Origin of the sequence: Corynebacterium pseudogenitalium (assembly GCF_024453815.1) — a bacterium.
Lineage (GTDB): Bacteria > Actinomycetota > Actinomycetes > Mycobacteriales > Mycobacteriaceae > Corynebacterium > Corynebacterium pseudogenitalium.
Window position 1 is genome coordinate 1,083,232 of sequence record NZ_CP072934.1, and the last position, 16,035, is coordinate 1,099,266.

The 16,035-nt window shown below is 58.8% G+C and carries 16 protein-coding genes and 3 tRNA genes; 13 read left to right on the forward strand and 6 right to left on the reverse strand.

Going from position 1 to position 16,035, the window contains the following annotated elements:
- The first annotated feature begins 24 nt into the window (after positions 1-24).
- Positions 25-1,488: a cell wall-binding repeat-containing protein gene (locus tag KBP54_RS05190; protein WP_256006530.1), complete on the forward strand. Its 1,464-nt coding sequence runs from the start codon at positions 25-27 to the stop codon at positions 1,486-1,488.
- A 36-nt stretch (positions 1,489-1,524) separates the two neighbouring features.
- The gene (locus KBP54_RS05195; protein WP_084028657.1) at positions 1,525-2,316 is read left to right on the forward strand and encodes a fumarylacetoacetate hydrolase family protein; all 792 of its coding nucleotides are present in this window, start codon (positions 1,525-1,527) and stop codon (positions 2,314-2,316) included.
- A gap of 6 nt (positions 2,317-2,322) precedes the next feature.
- On the opposite strand, the gene KBP54_RS05200 is transcribed toward KBP54_RS05195, so the two are convergent.
- Complete coding sequence (locus tag KBP54_RS05200) at positions 2,323-3,438, reverse strand: isochorismate synthase (protein ID WP_070362569.1); 1,116 nt, start codon at positions 3,436-3,438, stop codon at positions 2,323-2,325.
- Between the two features lie 91 nt (positions 3,439-3,529).
- Here KBP54_RS05200 and gltX point away from each other — a divergent pair, with 91 nt between their 5' ends.
- The 7 genes from gltX to KBP54_RS05235 all read left to right on the forward strand — a co-directional run bounded on the left by gltX (position 3,530) and on the right by KBP54_RS05235 (position 8,095).
- Entirely contained in the window at positions 3,530-5,029 is a 1,500-nt protein-coding gene (gene gltX, locus KBP54_RS05205; protein ID WP_256006533.1) for a glutamate--tRNA ligase, read from the forward strand.
- Positions 5,030-5,209: 180 nt separating this feature from the next.
- Positions 5,210-5,281 (forward strand) — tRNA-Gln (locus KBP54_RS05210).
- A gap of 28 nt (positions 5,282-5,309) precedes the next feature.
- Positions 5,310-5,382 (forward strand) — tRNA-Glu (locus KBP54_RS05215).
- Positions 5,383-5,465: 83 nt separating this feature from the next.
- Positions 5,466-6,725, forward strand: a complete 1,260-nt coding sequence (locus KBP54_RS05220; protein WP_256006535.1) for an alpha/beta hydrolase — start codon at positions 5,466-5,468, stop codon at positions 6,723-6,725.
- Between the two features lie 39 nt (positions 6,726-6,764).
- Positions 6,765-6,837: transfer RNA gene (locus KBP54_RS05225), tRNA-Glu, on the forward strand.
- 127 nt (positions 6,838-6,964) lie between these two features.
- Complete coding sequence (locus tag KBP54_RS05230) at positions 6,965-7,765, forward strand: carbonic anhydrase (RefSeq protein WP_256006537.1); 801 nt, start codon at positions 6,965-6,967, stop codon at positions 7,763-7,765.
- Positions 7,766-7,795: 30 nt separating this feature from the next.
- Positions 7,796-8,095, forward strand: coding sequence for a hypothetical protein (locus tag KBP54_RS05235; RefSeq protein WP_070362564.1), 300 nt, complete (start codon positions 7,796-7,798; stop codon positions 8,093-8,095).
- On the opposite strand, the gene KBP54_RS05240 is transcribed toward KBP54_RS05235, so the two are convergent.
- Positions 8,076-8,768, reverse strand: coding sequence for an IclR family transcriptional regulator (locus KBP54_RS05240; protein ID WP_176754842.1), 693 nt, complete (start codon positions 8,766-8,768; stop codon positions 8,076-8,078). The two genes, KBP54_RS05235 and KBP54_RS05240, sit on opposite strands and share 20 nt — an antisense overlap.
- A gap of 60 nt (positions 8,769-8,828) precedes the next feature.
- Between KBP54_RS05240 and leuC the strand changes: the two genes are divergently transcribed.
- Together leuC and leuD are read left to right on the forward strand one after the other, a co-directional pair.
- Positions 8,829-10,271 carry a 3-isopropylmalate dehydratase large subunit gene (gene leuC / locus KBP54_RS05245; RefSeq protein WP_256006538.1) on the forward strand — a complete coding sequence of 481 codons (1,443 nt, stop codon included), beginning with the start codon at positions 8,829-8,831 and terminating at the stop codon, positions 10,269-10,271.
- A 19-nt stretch (positions 10,272-10,290) separates the two neighbouring features.
- Complete coding sequence (leuD, locus tag KBP54_RS05250) at positions 10,291-10,887, forward strand: 3-isopropylmalate dehydratase small subunit (protein WP_256006540.1); 597 nt, start codon at positions 10,291-10,293, stop codon at positions 10,885-10,887.
- Here leuD and KBP54_RS05255 read toward each other — a convergent pair.
- The 3 genes from KBP54_RS05255 to KBP54_RS05265 are packed head-to-tail and all read right to left on the reverse strand — an operon-like array spanning position 10,871 to position 12,823.
- Positions 10,871-11,332, reverse strand: coding sequence for a hypothetical protein (locus tag KBP54_RS05255; protein WP_256006542.1), 462 nt, complete (start codon positions 11,330-11,332; stop codon positions 10,871-10,873). The two genes, leuD and KBP54_RS05255, sit on opposite strands and share 17 nt — an antisense overlap.
- 1 nt (position 11,333) lies before the next feature.
- On the reverse strand, positions 11,334-11,780 hold the full coding sequence (locus tag KBP54_RS05260) for a YbjN domain-containing protein (RefSeq protein WP_070976395.1): 447 nt from the start codon (positions 11,778-11,780) through the stop codon (positions 11,334-11,336).
- A 35-nt stretch (positions 11,781-11,815) separates the two neighbouring features.
- Complete coding sequence (locus tag KBP54_RS05265) at positions 11,816-12,823, reverse strand: NUDIX hydrolase (protein ID WP_256006544.1); 1,008 nt, start codon at positions 12,821-12,823, stop codon at positions 11,816-11,818.
- A 113-nt stretch (positions 12,824-12,936) separates the two neighbouring features.
- Here KBP54_RS05265 and KBP54_RS05270 point away from each other — a divergent pair, with 113 nt between their 5' ends.
- Both KBP54_RS05270 and KBP54_RS05275 read left to right on the forward strand, forming a co-directional pair.
- On the forward strand, positions 12,937-13,950 hold the full coding sequence (locus KBP54_RS05270; RefSeq protein ID WP_176754843.1) for an NAD(P)H-dependent glycerol-3-phosphate dehydrogenase: 1,014 nt from the start codon (positions 12,937-12,939) through the stop codon (positions 13,948-13,950).
- Positions 13,951-13,971: 21 nt separating this feature from the next.
- The gene (locus KBP54_RS05275; RefSeq protein WP_370296005.1) at positions 13,972-15,036 is read left to right on the forward strand and encodes a D-alanine--D-alanine ligase family protein; all 1,065 of its coding nucleotides are present in this window, start codon (positions 13,972-13,974) and stop codon (positions 15,034-15,036) included.
- Here KBP54_RS05275 and KBP54_RS05280 read toward each other — a convergent pair.
- Entirely contained in the window at positions 15,033-16,004 is a 972-nt protein-coding gene (locus KBP54_RS05280) for a DUF3515 domain-containing protein (protein WP_256006547.1), read from the reverse strand. The genes KBP54_RS05275 and KBP54_RS05280 overlap by 4 nt on opposite strands.
- Positions 16,005-16,035 lie beyond the last annotated feature (31 nt).

Sequence of the window (16,035 nt, forward strand, 5' to 3'; positions counted from 1 at the left end):
TAGGAAAGGCGGGAGACATTGAAGATGGCTTCGACCCGGCATCGTGTTGGCAGCGTCATCGTTGCGCTCGGTGTCGCAACGGCAAGCTTGAGTGCGTGCGCAACTGGCGACGCCGAAAAAGGAGCGCAGGGCGCGCAAGCCTTGGAGATGTCCGGTGCCGAGGTTATTCAAGACCCAGACGGTACCGGCGCGGAAGTTTCGAAGCGGTTGTATCCAGCGTCGGACGCTGTGGTTGTCGCGGGTAAGGAGCGGGAGTCGCAACTGCTTGGTGCGGCAATCGCCCTGGAACGTGGCATCCCTTTGTTAGTGCGTTGGCCAGGTACAGACGAGACTGTTGATGTAGAGATTCAACGTCTAGGCGCCACCGAAGTCATCACGCCATCAGAGGAAGCGGGCGTGGAGCCGCTGCAAAGCGACAACCCTGAGCGTGATATCGCCACAGTTGCGGCTACGCAGCCACAGCAACCTGGGGCACTCACACTGCCACCGGTCCTGGTGACGGAGGAGACGTCGCTTGGAGCCGCCGTGTCCGCGCGTGCAGCAGGTGCGGAACTCGAAGTCTTGCAGTTCCCGGATCCACGTATCACCTCAGACGCTATGCGCACAGTGTTGGAGCAAGACACGCTCGCCCTTGGACTGCAATGGGGCAACACCGAAATGTACCGGGACAAGATCACGCTCGCGACCCACGGTGAATTACCTGGAGGTGGCGGTCTTGTCTTTCCCGGACGGCGCATGATTGCGCTGTACGGGCACCCGTCGGGCCCAGCACTCGGCGTTATGGGGGAGCAGCCTCCGGCTGAAGCGGCGCAGCTAGCAACATCGTATGCGCAACAGTACCAACCGTTGGACGGGCAGCCGGTGATCCCTGCGTTCGAGATTATTGTCACGGTGGCTTCGCAATCTCCCGGCCCTGACGGCGACTACTCCAACGAGACAGCGATCGAGGACCTCGTACCGTACATCGATGCGATCACTGAGGCTGGTGGCTACGCGGTGCTCGACCTCCAGCCCGGTCAGGGTGATTTCCTTCACCAGGCTCGACTCTACGAAGAGCTCCTGCTTCGGCCGAACGTGGGGTTGGCCCTCGATGCCGAGTGGAAGCTGAATCCCGGCGAGCAGCCATTGTCGCGTATCGGGTCGGCAACCTCGGGCGAGATTAATGCTGTTGCTGATTGGCTTGCGGCCCTCGTTCGAGAGCACAAACTGCCACAAAAGATGCTCATCCTGCACCAGTTCAGGCTGGACATGTACCCGGATCGTGAAAATATCCGCACTGACCAGCCGGAATTGGCGTGGGTGCTCCATGCGGACGGCCACGGCGTGCCGGAGCAGAAGTTTGATACCTGGAACGTCCTGCGTCAAGGTTTGAGTCCTGATTACTTCATGGCGTGGAAGAACTTTATCGACGAGGACACCCCAACCTTTAGCCCGGAGCAGACATACAACGACGTCCAACCTCGGCCGTGGTTCGTGAGCTACCAATAAAGTGCGAGCAGCCTTCGGGGTTGTATGCTCGTCCCTATGCGTTTTGGACGAATTGCTACACCCGAAGGCATGACCTTCGCTGTCATTGATGAAGCGGCGACGACCGCGCGTGCTATTGCTGGTACGCCATTCACCGACCCTGAGTTCACCGGCAAAGAGTGGAAGCTTGAAGAGGTGAGGCTGCTTGCACCGACGTTGCCGTCGAAAATTGTGGCAGTCGGCCGCAACTACGCGGACCACGTCAAGGAAGTCTTTCAACAGACCGCGGATGATTTGCCGCCGACGATTTTCATCAAACCGCCGACAGCAGTTGTCGGTCCCGGCGCGCTAATTCGCATCCCCAAGTTCGCTACCCGCGTTGAGTTCGAGGGAGAGCTTGCACTCGTCATCGGCGTGCCGTGTAAGAACGTGAAAGCGGACCAGTGGAAGTCGGTAGTGCGTGGTGTCACCATTATTAACGACGTCAGCTCGCGTGATCTCCAGTTCTCCGATGGGCAGTGGGCACGCGCGAAGGGCATGGATACCTTCGCTCCGCTAGGGCCATGGATTGAGACAGATCTTGAGCGCTTCAATTTTGATTCGCTGCCGATCAAGGCGCACCTCACACATGAGGGGGAGACTGCGACAAAGCAGGATTCCAACTCGGACCAGATGATTAAGTCGATCGGCGAAATCGTCGAGTGGGTCAGCGAGTCATTCACGTTGCTTCCGGGCGATGTCATCGCAACTGGCTCACCTGCGGGGACCGCGGAAATGGTCCCGGGCGACGTGATTGAGATTGAGATCCCAGGTATCGGCTCGCTGACTAACCCGGTGGCGCGCGCCTAGTTGGGGCTAAAGGCCGAGCGCACGCATGATGGTGCGCAGTTTGGCTGTGGTCTCGTCGAGCTCATCTTGCGGGACGGAATCTGCGACGAGCCCGCCGCCAGCCCAGGCGCGAGCCTGAGTGCCCGCGGCGTTGACCTCCGCGCAGCGGATCGCAACCATGTATTCGCCATCGCCGCTCTTGTCGGTATAGCCGACGGTGCCAGCATAGAACCCTCGGTCGGTCTCTGCGGTGGTGATGAGCGCCTCCGCCGCGGCTTGCGGGGTACCGCAAACAGCTGGGGTGGGGTAGAGGCGAAGCGCAAGGTCGAGCGCTGTTGGCGCAGGGTCTTTCAGAACGCCGCGGATTGGGGTGGCAAGATGCCACATTTCTGAAGTCTTATCCAGTTGTGGTCCGTCTGGAATGTCGAGTTGGGAACACAGTGGCGCCAGAATCTCGCGGATGTGCTCGACCACGTACGCGTGCTCGTCGCGATCCTTGGCGGAAGCAAAGAGTGCCTGACCATTCGCCTCATCAGCCGCAGGGTCGTGTGGGACACGGGCAGCTGATCCTGCTAGCGGATACGAACTCACGATATTGCCTTTGCGGCGCACCAAAACCTCAGGTGATGAGCCCACGAAGAAGTGGCCGACACGCCCGCTCGGTGTGAGGTCTGCGATGAACCCGTCGCGGGTATAAGAAAGGTCAATCAGGCGCGCGGCGACCAGGCGAGGATCGACGGGTGGATCGAATGCGATGTCCACTGCACGAGCAAGGACCACCTTGTCCAACATGGACCCCTGGATCGTGGAGACCGCTGCTTCAACCCGGCGCAGGTGTTCTTCCGGGGTGGGATCGACGTCGATAAGCGACGCGTGCAGCTTTGAGCCTGGGCCGACTCGATAGTAAGGATGAGGCTCGAGCGTGCCAGATTCCCGGACTATGGATTCGGGCACTGTCAGCGCCGCGGGCGTGTCTTTATCGAATGGGAGAGCGCCTACCACCATCTCGACGTCGCCGGACTCGAGGGCGTCGATAGCTTTCCATGCGTCTGAGAACGTTTGATTGGCACCTTGCGTGCGCACTGAACCGGTGCTTCGGGAAAGCAGGAAGTCGGGCGCAGTGGTGGGGCGGGCTGAACACATGTGGTCATATTTTACTAGGCGCAGTCCCGTAGCCCGTACTAAGGGCCTGCCATATGCGCCTTGATGGGGCAGGGGCGCTACGATAAAGCACATGAATAAACCAGCAAAGATGCGTGTCCGATTTTGTCCGTCTCCAACAGGTACGCCCCATGTCGGTATGGTGCGTACGGCCTTGTTCAACTGGGCACAGGCACGACACAGTGGCGGCACCCTGATTTTCCGCATTGAAGATACCGACGCCGCACGTGACTCGGAAGAGTCCTACCAGGCAATCATCGACTCCTTGAAGTGGCTGGGCCTGGATTGGGATGAAGGCGTTTTGGTAGGCGGCCCACACGAGCCTTACCGCCAGTCGCAGCGAATGGATATCTACAAGGAAGTCCTGGACAAGCTGATCGAAGCCGGGGAGGTCTACCCGGCGTACTCCACGAACGAGGAGGTTCAGGCGCGGCACAAGGCGGCAGGGCGGGACCCCCAGCTTGGCTACGACAACTTCGACCGCGACCTGACCGAAGAACAGATCGCTGCATACGAGGCTGAAGGCCGCAAGCCAGTTTGGCGTCTGCGCATGCCGGACAAGGACTGGACCTGGAACGACTTGGTGCGTGGCGAAGTGACGTTCAAGTCGCAGACGCAGCCAGACTACGTTGTTGCACGTTCGAACGGTGCGCCGCTGTACACGCTGGTCAACCCAGTTGATGACGCGCTGATGCAGGTCACGCACGTCCTGCGTGGCGAAGACTTGCTTTCCTCGACTCCGCGCCAGCTTGCTCTGTATGAGGCGCTCCAGCGTATCGGCGTCGCTGAGTTCACTCCTGAGTTTGCGCATCTGCCGTTCGTGATGGGGCAGGGCAATAAGAAGCTTTCCAAGCGCGATCCGGAATCGAACCTGTTTAATCACCGCGACAACGGCATCATCCCGGAGGGCATGATCAATTACCTCGCGCTGCTGGGCTGGTCGCTGTCTTCTGATGAAGACATCTTCAGCGTTGATCAGCTTGTCGAGGCGTTCGATGTTTCTGATGTGCTTGGTAACCCTGCGCGCTTCGACCAGAAGAAGCTAGAGGCGATCAACGCTGACCACATCCGCTTGCTTGAGCCAAAGGACTTCGAACAGCGCCTGCGTGATTACCTGACCGAGTTCACCGACTTCCCAGTCGACTACCCGGCTGACAAGTTCGCACTCGCCGCCGAGTTGGTTCAGACCCGTATCAAGGTCCTGTCAGATGCGTATGGACTGCTGAAGTTCCTTGTTACTCCGGATGCAGATCTTGTCCTCAACGAGAAAGCGGCGAAGAAGAACCTCAAGGACACTGCTGTCCAGCCTCTCGACGCCGGCATTGCGGCACTCGACGCCATTGCTGAAGATGACTGGACTACTGAGTCCATTGAGAAGGCTCTGCACACCGCGCTGATCGAAGAACTGGAGTTGAAGCCACGCGTTGCGTTCGGTGCGCTCCGTGTTGGAATCTCCGGGGAGCAGGTTTCTCCACCACTCTTCGAGTCGATGGAGCTGCTGGGTAAGCAGTCCACGATGGCGCGCTTGCGCGCTGCGCGTGAGGTTACTCCGTACACTGCGCCGGAGGCTTAACGGGCCTAACGAGCATTGGCGAAGTCGAAGAGGTATCGCATGGTTTGCGATACCTCTTTTTCTATTATGACCAGGCGATTTGTGTCGTATTGGGCTTTATGGTTATAGTAGTCATCGTTGTTCAGAGCGAGCAAGGCAAAACGAAAGAAACAGTTTAGTCTTGTGAGTGAAGAAAAACAATGGCCTATGGTGTAATTGGCAACACAACGGTTTCTGGTACCGTCATTCTTGGTTCGAGTCCAGGTAGGCCAGCTACAGAACTTTGGTTCTGTGTCCTAATGCCCCGTTCGTCTAGCGGCCTAGGACGTCGCCCTCTCACGGCGGTAACACGGGTTCAAATCCCGTACGGGGTACAAGTAACAGCCAGTGCGTTGCACTGGCTGTTTTGCTTTGTTTACCTTGGTCGGTCCGTCAGTATGGTTGGTACAGTTTCTCTATGCCGATCCCTGTACGAAAACGCTGTGTCCTAGCAGTCTCGGTGGTAGTGATGCTTGCCCAGGCGCAGGTACCGCCAGCTGAAGCGGAGGCCAGTTCAGCCCAGAACAATCCGTTGTCGTCCATCTTTACAGGCGAGCCTTCGCGGTCAGGGTCGAGCGTGCTTGATGCCGCAAGCGTGGTGTTGGCGGTTCTCAGCCTGAGTTCCGCAGTGCCATTGCTCGCCATCCCCGCAGCGGTGTTGGTTGCGTTAGGCAGGGGAGAGCTGGGGTCATCGATGTACCAGCTGTATCCGGGAAGCTCCACTGGTTCGTCGAGAGGAGATGCATCAGCAACGTTTCCAGCGCATGATGCGCCGCCCGCTGAGCTGCGGTCTATGCGCCAAGTTGAAGGGGACTTGTGGGAACTCACGGTGTGGTCGCCGTCGATGCAGCGAGAGGTGACGAATGATGTGCTGCTGCCGAGTGGCACCGCGCCTCGACCAACGTTTTACCTCATGATGGGGGCAGATGGCGCTGCGGGCGGCTACAGCTGGGCGAATTCCTCAGAGTACCAAGCGTTCTTCGCTGGCAAGCTCGTCAATGTGGTGACACCGAAGGGGTCAGTGTCTTCAATGCAGGCCGACTGGTATCGAGAGGACCCGGCTACAGGTATGAACAAGTGGCTCACCTACATGACTCGTGAGTTACCGCCACTTATCGACGCCCAGTTCCACGGCAACGGGCACGACGCCATCGCCGGCATCTCGATGTCTGGTGGCCCTGCGCTGGACATCGCCGTGAATGCTCCGGATCGGTTCGTGGCGGCCGCATCCTACTCGGGCTGCCCGGCGACCACCGGCGTGCTCGGCGGTATCTACACATCGTCAGGGGTGACGATGAACAAGGGGAACCCGGTCAACATGTGGGGGACGTCGTCGAACAGGGCGTGGTGGCGGCACTCGCCAATTCTTAACCTGGAGCGACTACGCGGGACCACGCTATGGCTGGGGGCCGCACAGGGCGTGCCCGGCGCGATTGACGAGGAGGCATCGTCAAAGAGGCTCGGAGCGCCCATGGTAATCGAAGCAACTTCGTATGCATGCTCGAAGTACTTCGCTGAGACAGCGCAGCAGCAAGGGCTCAACGTGACGTGGCATGAAATCGTTGAGGGAACCCATACGTGGGGAGTGTTTGAGCATATGCTGCGAGCGTCATGGCCAACCATCGAGGGCGCGTTGCGGGAAAGTGGCGCGTGGCCTGCAGATTTGGAGAGTTCATAGGGCGACGTTTATTGTTAACGAGTCGCAAAAAGCGAGCGCGCCCCGTTCGTCTAGCGGCCTAGGACGTCGCCCTCTCACGGCGGTAACACGGGTTCAAATCCCGTACGGGGTACAAAGGCAGTCAGTGCAAGCACTGGCTGCCTTTCTTTTTGTGCTTCAAAGGCATGTAGTTTACAGGCTGCGCAGTTCGCGTACCATCGGAGGACCAAACTCCAAGATGAAAGGAACGTGAACATATCATGAGAAAAGCTCATTCTGCGGCGCTTGCAGCGGTGGCTGCTAGCGCACTGCTGCTGGGCGGCTGCTCGCAAGCTGGCACGAGCGCACCATCCACATCGTCAGAGGCCGCCCCGGCCAGTGAAGCGCACTGGGGGTACGAGGGCGATGGTTCCCCAGAGCATTGGGGAGAGCTTTCTGCTGAATTCGAGACCTGTGGGGCAGGCAAGGAGCAGAGCCCGATTAACCTGCGTGATGCTACCCCTGAAGACTTGGCAGACATAGAGTTTGCATATGCTGCCAGCACGGGTGAAGTTCTGAATAACGGACACACGTTGCAGTACACGCCGTCGACAACGCAGAAGGTAACTCTCGACGGTGAAGATCTGGAGCTCGCGCAGCTGCACATGCACACTCCTGCAGAGCACGAGGTCGACGGTAAGCAGCTTCCTGGCGAGATCCACTTTGTACACAAGAATGCGGCAGGTGACATTACAGTCCTCGGAATTCTGCTTGAGGAAGGTGCACCGAACGAGCTAGTGCAGTATTTGCTCGATAACGCTCCAGACACCGTAGATTCCTCGCACATTTCCCAAGAGGAAGTCAACATTTCGGATGCTCTTCCAGCATCACATGAGTACATCACGTATGCAGGCTCTTTGACGACGCCACCTTGCACTGAAAACGTTCGTTGGATCGTGATGACGCAGCCGGTGACGGCTTCGACTGAGCAGCTGCAAGCATTCGAATCGACTATTGGGAAGAACGCACGCCCTGTTCAGGACATGAACGGTCGCGAGCTGACCTTGGATGCAACGAGTTAACCACACGGTGGCGGAGAGTACCCTGGTCACGTGCTGATTACAGTGTTGCTCTCCATCACGTTCGCGTGCGGGCTGATCATCGCAGCCCTGCATGTGTTGAACCACCAGTTCATCGCCCCTGTGTATGACGTGTGGCTCAACCTCGCAGCGTTTGCAGCGGCCACGACGTCGAATACGTTGCTGCACCAACCGTTGCCGGCGGTTCTGTCGGGGTGTGCTGTGGCCGCCTGGGTGTATCTCGGAATGAGAACGGTGAGAGCGAAGCGTGCTGGACTTGTTGCTGGCGGGCAGCGCCGCCAGCAATCAAGGGTTACCGCAGGGCCTCGGTGAGCTCCTGAGCAGCCTCATGCAGCTCGGGGCCCCACTTTTCGATTGGGGTGGGGGTGAGCCGCTCGGCCGGCCCGGAAACGGAAAGGACAGCGATGACTGATCCGTCTGGGTTGGTGATGGGCGCAGACAGGCTCGCCAGCCCAACTTCACGCTCTGCGATTGACTCAGCGAGTCCGGTTTCACGGATCGCCTCGAGGTCTTGCGAGGGAAACGGCGAGGCGTCGATAAGTGAGTGGGCGGCGAACACACGGGCAGCTGAGCCTGCGGTGAGTGAGAGCTGCGAGCCCACGGGAACTGTGTAGGTGAGGCCGCTCTCGGGCTTTTCTGCCGCGATGCAGGTGCGAGTGTCTCCGCTGAGCTTGTAGAGCTGCACGGACTCGCCAGTGACTTCAACGAGGTTGCGCATGATTGGTGCGGCGGCAGAGAGCAAACGGGGGGAGGAGTGCCCTGAAAAGTGGGAGAGTGCGCGGCCGATCGTCCATTGTCCGTCCTCTGTCCTTGCTAGGACGTTATGCACTTCCAGTGCAGTGGCTATTCGGTGAGTCGTCGCTCGGGGCAGTCCGGTTGCTTCGCTGAGCTCGGCGAGGGTTTTGTCGCCGCCTGCGACCGCTCGTACGATGGAAATCGAGCGATCGAGCACTTTAATTCCAGAGTCTTCGCTATACTGTCTCACGTCATGGATTCTACCATCTCACTCGGTGGGAGGTGGTTGCGACTGTTGAGGAGGAGCAAGATGGGCCAAAAGCCATTAACGCTGGCGGAAAAAGTGTGGCGTGATCACGTGGTCACCCGTGGAGAGAACGGTCAGCCTGATCTTCTCTACATCGATTTTCAACTCCTGCACGAGGTGACGTCACCGCAGGCATTTGATGGTTTGCGCCTCAACGGGCGCCGCATGCGCCACCCAGAGCTGCACCTTGCTACCGAAGATCACAACGTGCCAACCACGGGCATCGTTTCTGGCGAGCTGACAGAAATTAGCGACCCGACCTCGCGCACCCAGGTCTCGACGCTGCGAAAGAACTGTGAAGAGTTCGGCGTTGTGCTGCACGAAATGGGTGATGAGGAACAGGGCATCGTCCACACCGTTGGTCCGCAGCTGGGCATTAGCCAGCCGGGCATGACGATCGTGTGCGGCGACTCGCATACGTCGACGCACGGTGCGTTCGGTTCGATCGCCATGGGTATCGGCACCTCTGAGGTAGAGCACGTCATGGCGACCCAGACGCTGCCGCTGGCACCGTTCAAGACGATGGCGATTGAGGTCAGTGGAACGCTGCAACCTGGTGTGAGTGCGAAAGATTTGATCCTGGCAATCATCGCCAAGATTGGTACTGGCGGTGGCCAAGGGCACATCATTGAATACCGTGGCGAAGCCATTCGGAAACTTTCAATGGAAGCGCGCATGACCATCTGCAACATGTCCATCGAGGCAGGCGCCCGTGCCGGCATGGTGGCACCCGATGAGACGACATTTGAGTACGTTAAGGGACGTCCGTACGCGCCGAAGGGGAAGGACTGGGACGACGCAGTGGCGTACTGGAAGACGCTGCCAACTGACCCCGGCGCGAAGTTCGACACCGTCGTCGAGATCGACGCCTCGACGCTTACCCCGTTCGTCACCTGGGGTACCAATCCTGGCCAGGGCTTGCCGCTGAGCGCCTCTGTTCCTGATCCTGAGGACTTCGGAGACGACAGTGCGAAGCAGGCCGCGGAAAAGGCATTGCAGTACATGGGGTTGACCCCTGGCACGCCGTTGCGTGACATCAAGATTGATACGGTCTTTCTGGGATCGTGCACGAACGCGCGCATCGAAGACTTGCGCGCCGCTGCAGAGGTTGTGCGCGGCCAAAAAATCGCGGAGGGGACCCGCATGCTGGTCGTGCCGTCCTCTGCCAAGGTCAAGCAGCAGGCGGAAGAAGAAGGCCTGCACACAATCTTTGAGGAGTTCGGCGCTGAGTGGCGCACCGCAGGTTGCTCGATGTGTCTGGGTATGAACCCCGACCAGCTTGCACCTGGAGAGCGCAGCGCTTCGACGTCCAACCGAAACTTCGAAGGCCGCCAAGGACCTGGTGGTCGCACACACCTAGTTTCGCCCGAAGTTGCGGCAGCTACAGCAGTACTCGGTCACCTCGCCGCACCCGCAGACATCACTTCCACCGCCAACGCACAGTAGTCAGGAGCTGAACACGATCATGGAAAAATTCACAACCCACAGTGGCGTCGCAGTTCCGTTGACGCGGTCAAATGTGGACACCGACCAGATTATTCCCGCCCGCTACCTCAAGCGGGTGACCCGTACCGGATTCGAAGATGGCCTGTTTTCAAACTGGCGCAACAATGAACCTGACTTTGTGCTGAACAACGAGGCATACAAGGAAGGGTCGGTACTGTTCGCCGGCCCTGACTTCGGCACTGGCTCCTCCCGCGAACACGCGGTGTGGGCTCTGCAGGACTACGGGTTCCGGGCGGTATTTAGCCCACGGTTTGCTGATATCTTCCGAGGCAACGCGGGCAAAGCGGGCCTTCTAGCTGGCATCATGTCGGAGTCTGACATCGAACTGATCTGGAAGCAGCTCGAGCAGGCACCAGGCACTGTCGCTACTGTTTCACTACCGGACCGCACCGTCACAGTCGGGGAGAGTACCTACTCGTTCGACGTCGACGACTACACGCGTTGGCGCCTGAGCGAAGGCCTCGACGATATCGGGCTGACGCTGCGAAACGAGCAAGCCATCGAGGGGTACGAACAGCAGCGTCGCCCGTTTTACCCCGCTACTTCTCCTCGGTAGCAGGGGTGCCGAGACGTTCGAGAGCCGAAGGTGCGAACGTCGACAAGAAGTCGCGGACTGACGTCGTGATGCCGTGGATAGCGGAGGAGACGTGGTCCGCGAACTGCTGGTCGCTGTACTCCCAATAGCCCGGCATGACATACGCAACGCCCAGAGCGGAGACATCGCGCTTCTCGTCTTTCATTACGACGAGCGATGGGAATGCGTGGGCGTTGTTGTAGTCCTCGCACCACGTGAGCACTTCGTCGAAACGACTTGCGTCGACAGCATCGATTGAGACAGTAGAGACGAAATGCAGACTTGTATCGACCAGCTTCATCTCAAAGCCGATACCGGAAAATGCTGTAATGAGAGAGTTGTACTGCGTAGGCTCCCGGTACTCCCAACCTCGCTCGTCAAACAATTTGCGAAGACGATCAAGACTTAACGGCTGTAGCTGTTGCATTTTACTGTTCCTTCTCCTGCTTGTACGGGTGCTTGTCTTTGAGATGCGCGAAGTTTTCGTCGAGCGCTTCCACCGCGTAGTGCATGATGGAGAAGTAAAACTGCAGCATTGACTGCAGCTGCTCGTCGCTGAAACCGTCGGAGGAGAAAAACGGTGCCTCAAATAGCGCAACCAGAGCACCGTCCTCGCGCTGAATCGGATGTGCACGAACGAGGGGCAGTGAGCGGTTCAACTCATTGATGCTGAGACGAAGATTGCTCTTATCTGCATTCATCTTCGCGGTTCCAAGCCACTGGCTGGTGATCTTGAATCCGATGTCCTTGACTTCAAAGAAGCACATGATCGACGGAAACGCGGTGCGGGTGAGGCCGTCCTCGGAACTGCGGAAATACTGCAATTCAAGCGCATCGAGTGCCGCTTCGATTCGTTCTTGGGTAACTGGCTGCAACTGGGCAGTCCTTTCTTTTTCTAGGCGAAGTGTCCTTAGAGCACCGGTAGTGGAGATGGCATGTAGTCGGCGCCGATGAGTTGCCCATCGTTAAAGGACAGTACCCATACCGACGCCTTCTTCGCCAGGATCGGCGAATCGATCGGCAGACGCCCGTCGGCCGAAAGCGCAGCAATCATCTCAGGGATGACCCCGCCCTGCGAGCACACAACGTGTGTGCCACCGCGTTTGATGAGCGCGTCAAAATCTGCGCGGGCGGCTACCTGGTTCTCCTGCCACGCGATTTCACCGAAGGTGGCGTCGATCGTGATGTCTTTACCGAGTGCCTTCGCAAGTGGGATCAGTGTCTGCTCGCAACGCAACGGCTCGGCAGAATAGAGAGACTCAGGAGCGAACGCCTGCAGCAGCGGCACAAGCGCCTTCGCCTGGCGCTTGCCCTTCTTATCGAGCGGCCGACGACTATCGTCGTGCTTCCAGGCCTCCTTGTAGTTCGCACGTGCGTGGCGCACGTACAGAATTCGGGTGTCAGCAGGGGTGGCGAAGCGCTTCGCAGCTTTTAGCAATACTTGCCTGTCGAGCTCGTAGCTCATCACCTGCGTCGCATCGTCGATCTTGAGCCAGCGAATCTCGTCGACCTCATTGTTAGGGGTGAACTCGCCGCCGACTACCTTGCCGGTCCAGTAGTACACAACCTTCGTCGTGTTCTTGACTGGATACACGGTTTTACCAATCAGCTTTCCCAGCCGGACTTCGTAGCCAGTTTCCTCCTGGATTTCGCGAACGGCGGTGGTAACGAGGAACTCGCCTGGATCCACCTTGCCTTTGGCGAGCGACCAGTCGTCGTAGTGTGGGCGGTGGATACAAGCGACTTCTATAGAATCCGGATGCTCCAGATCGCCACGCCACAGCACGGCACCCGCGGCGAGTGTTGTCTTCTTGAACTCTCGACGCGGATGGCGGGGGACTTCTTGGTGGCGTCCGGTAATGAACATTTCTCCGAATTGGTCTTTGTGTTGTTCGTGGAGCTTCGTTGAACGTGACATACTTTCTATCTTTACGCACTTTGCAGGTTTTCGCTGCAGCGACAGGTCAGCGGGCTGATTGTGGATATTGGCGGTAGAAAAGTGCTAGCGTGAAACGGTTCATGCAGACAGGAATGGCGGTGGCACAAGTGGTAAACGTAGCGGTAATGGGTGCAGGTTCCTGGGGGACAACCTTGGCCAAAGTGTTTGCCGATGCCGGCAACATGGTGCAGCTGTGGGCACGCCGGGACGAGCTGGCGAAGACCATGCAGGAGACTCGGGAGAACCCCGATTACCTGCCGGGGATTGCGCTGCCGGACGGGGTCTTCGCAACGTCTGACGCGGAAGCGGCACTGCAGGCTGCCGATATCGCTATTTTTGCTGTGCCGAGCCAAACCATGCGCCAGAACCTGGAAGTGTGGGCCCCGCTGCTGCGTACTGACACCACGCTGTTGTCCATTTCGAAAGGTATTGAGACCGGCACATACATGCGAATGTCGGAGATCATCGCTGAGGTTACCGGCGCAGAGGAGAACCGAATCGCGGTACTCAGCGGGCCAAACCTTTCCCGCGAGATTGCTGAGGAACAGCCGGCGGCCACCGTCATCGCCTGCAGTGACATCAACCGTGCGAAGCTCGTGCAGGCTGCGTGTGCGACGTCGTACCTGCGCCCGTATACGAACACTGATGTTGTCGGCTGTGAGATCGGAGGTGCGACGAAGAACGTCATCGCGCTCGCCTGTGGCATGGCTTCTGGCCAGGGGCTAGGGGAGAACACGCTGGCAACGCTTATTACCCGTGGCTTGGCTGAAAGTACGCGTCTAGGCCAGGAGTTGGGTGCTGACGCCCGGACGTTCGCAGGCCTGGCGGGCATGGGGGACTTGGTTGCCACGTGCTCTTCGCCGCTGTCTCGTAACCGAACTTTCGGTTCTGCGCTGGGGAAGGGTGCCACGATTGAAGAAGCGAAGGCTGCGACGAAGGGCCAGGTTGCCGAGGGGGTTATTTCCTCACGCAGCATTTATCAGCTCGCCGAGCGCCACGGCGTGGACATGCCGCTGACACAAGCCGTTTTCGCCGTGTGTCACCAGGGTGTGACGGTGGAAGAAACGATTGCTGCGTTGATGGGTCGGTCGAAAAAGTCGGAGTAGACACCAGGTAATGTGTCAGCTGTGATTCGTATTGCAGTAGTCTACGGTGGTCGTTCCACCGAGCATTCAATTTCTTGTATTTCTGCCGGCTCCATCATGGCCCACCTCGACCCCGAGGTGTACGAGGTGTTTCCGGTAGGTATTCGCCGGGATGGTACGTGGGTGCGCGGGGAAATCGACCCCGTTGGCGGAGAGGCGCTTCCCGAAGTTCGTGGTGGGGCAGAGATCGCGTTGAGCATCAACCCTTCGCGCCGCGGTGAGTTTACTGATGTCGCCACCGGCGAGACCGTCGCGCAGGTCGACGTTGTTTTCCCGGTCCTGCACGGGCAGTTTGGTGAAGACGGCACAATCCAAGGCATGTTCGAGCTTTCGGGAATCCCGTACGTGGGGCCAGGCGTCTTGGCGTCCGCGAGTGGCATGGACAAGGAGTACACGAAGAAGCTCGTGGCACTTGCCGGAATTACAGTGACTCCGGAAGTGATTCTCCGCGGAGGTGAACTGCTGCTCGATGAGGATAAGCAGCGCCTAGGCCTTCCAGTGTTCGTCAAGCCCGCCAACGGTGGATCGTCGATTGGTGTGTCCAAGGTAACCACGTGGGAAGACTTCGATGCCGCACTGCATCAAGCGTACGAGTGTGATTCGAAAGTGATCGTCGAATCGGAGCAGGTCGGCGACGAAGTCGAGGTTGGAGTTCTGGAGTTTCCCGATGGCCGCATCGAGGCTTCCGTGCCGGCCAAACTCAATGGAACTGATGCCTCCGCAGAAGGCTTCTATGGCTTCGAAACGAAGTACATGGAAGAGGGAGTTACAGCAACAATCCCCGCGCCTTACGACGCCTCTTTGATAGCTACCCTGCAGGACCAAGCAGTCCGTGCATTCAATGCACTGAACTGTAAGGGATTGGCACGCGTGGACTTCTTCGTCACCGACAAGGGTCCTGTGCTCAACGAGATCAACACCATGCCGGGGTTCACCGCAATTTCGATGTACCCACAGGTGTGGAACGCAAGCGGCATCGACTACCCGAAACTGCTCGACACTCTGGTCCGCACTGCGCTGCGGGCAGCCGACGGCGCAACGGACTAAGACTTGCGTTCGGGGACGTGCTTCTCGACGAGCTCGGTCAGCGTGGTGATGACCTCATTGCCCTCACCTGAGGGCACAAAGGCCGCAACGTTGACCTCTCGCCCGAGCGCGTACCACGTCGACGAGGTGGTACCAGTTGCAGTGATGGTGTCCTCAAACCAAGGAATCCCGTTGATCTGTTGCAAGGTCGCTCCGGCCTCGTAGTGCTCCGGGTCGTTCACACCACAACGCAGCACAATCGGTTCGTGGCCAAGCTGCGTCCAGACTGCAGTTTGCGGCGAAGCCACTTTGTTCTCAGGAAGCCGTTTATAGCCTTCGACGAGCGATTCAGGAAGCGCAGCAAGCAATCCGCCGCATGCGTTTGCTCCACTCCCGTCCGTTGAATGCGTCGCTGGCTGCAGCTCAGAGAGCGGCGCCGGGTTGCGGGGAAGATCGCGCTGCGGCAGCGCACTCACGTTAATCTCGTCCACTGGCGTATCTGCCCTGCCGAGTCCCTCCGCGTCGGTAGTCACGGCGACTACCGGCCAACGGTCCGCGCTAAACCACGTGACCATGCTTGAGCCTGGGGTGGCGTCGTCAATTCTGATCCACTCTGCACCATTGTGGGAGGACACCGGGGTGTACTCGGTGTACTGCAGGGGCATTTCCACGCCGCAGCGCAGCGTGACGCGTCGAGATGAAGACGACTGCCACGCGGCAGCACCTGCCGGAGCCGGGGCGGCGAGCTCCGCACGCTTGTGCCCAAGCACCTTTTCAGGAAGGCTGTCCACGAGCGCAGCGCACTCGGGTGAATCAGCCTCGGGGGAAGGCAGCTCAGTCATCGCCACAGGCTGCAGTGCCACCTGCTGGAAAAAATACCGAGCACCCACAATGACGCCCAGAACAAGCGCCACTGCGAGGCCCAAACTGATGTAGACCGCTGTACGGTTAATCTGTGAATCATGCAACGCGCCAGTGGAATCATTCATGGCGTACAAGTCTACTGAAAGGCGCACTTTG

Coding starts and splice junctions, on each gene's coding strand:
- KBP54_RS05190 (WP_256006530.1), top strand. CDS start 25: ATGGCTTCGACCCGGCATCGTGTTGGCAGCGTCATCGTTGCGCTCGGT.
- KBP54_RS05195 (WP_084028657.1), top strand. CDS start 1,525: ATGCGTTTTGGACGAATTGCTACACCCGAAGGCATGACCTTCGCTGTC.
- KBP54_RS05200 (WP_070362569.1), bottom strand. CDS start 3,438: ATGTGTTCAGCCCGCCCCACCACTGCGCCCGACTTCCTGCTTTCCCGA.
- gltX (WP_256006533.1), top strand. CDS start 3,530: ATGAATAAACCAGCAAAGATGCGTGTCCGATTTTGTCCGTCTCCAACA.
- KBP54_RS05220 (WP_256006535.1), top strand. CDS start 5,466: ATGCCGATCCCTGTACGAAAACGCTGTGTCCTAGCAGTCTCGGTGGTA.
- KBP54_RS05230 (WP_256006537.1), top strand. CDS start 6,965: ATGAGAAAAGCTCATTCTGCGGCGCTTGCAGCGGTGGCTGCTAGCGCA.
- leuC (WP_256006538.1), top strand. CDS start 8,829: ATGGGCCAAAAGCCATTAACGCTGGCGGAAAAAGTGTGGCGTGATCAC.
- leuD (WP_256006540.1), top strand. CDS start 10,291: ATGGAAAAATTCACAACCCACAGTGGCGTCGCAGTTCCGTTGACGCGG.
- KBP54_RS05255 (WP_256006542.1), bottom strand. CDS start 11,332: ATGCAACAGCTACAGCCGTTAAGTCTTGATCGTCTTCGCAAATTGTTT.
- KBP54_RS05265 (WP_256006544.1), bottom strand. CDS start 12,823: ATGTCACGTTCAACGAAGCTCCACGAACAACACAAAGACCAATTCGGA.
- KBP54_RS05270 (WP_176754843.1), top strand. CDS start 12,937: ATGGCGGTGGCACAAGTGGTAAACGTAGCGGTAATGGGTGCAGGTTCC.
- KBP54_RS05280 (WP_256006547.1), bottom strand. CDS start 16,004: ATGAATGATTCCACTGGCGCGTTGCATGATTCACAGATTAACCGTACA.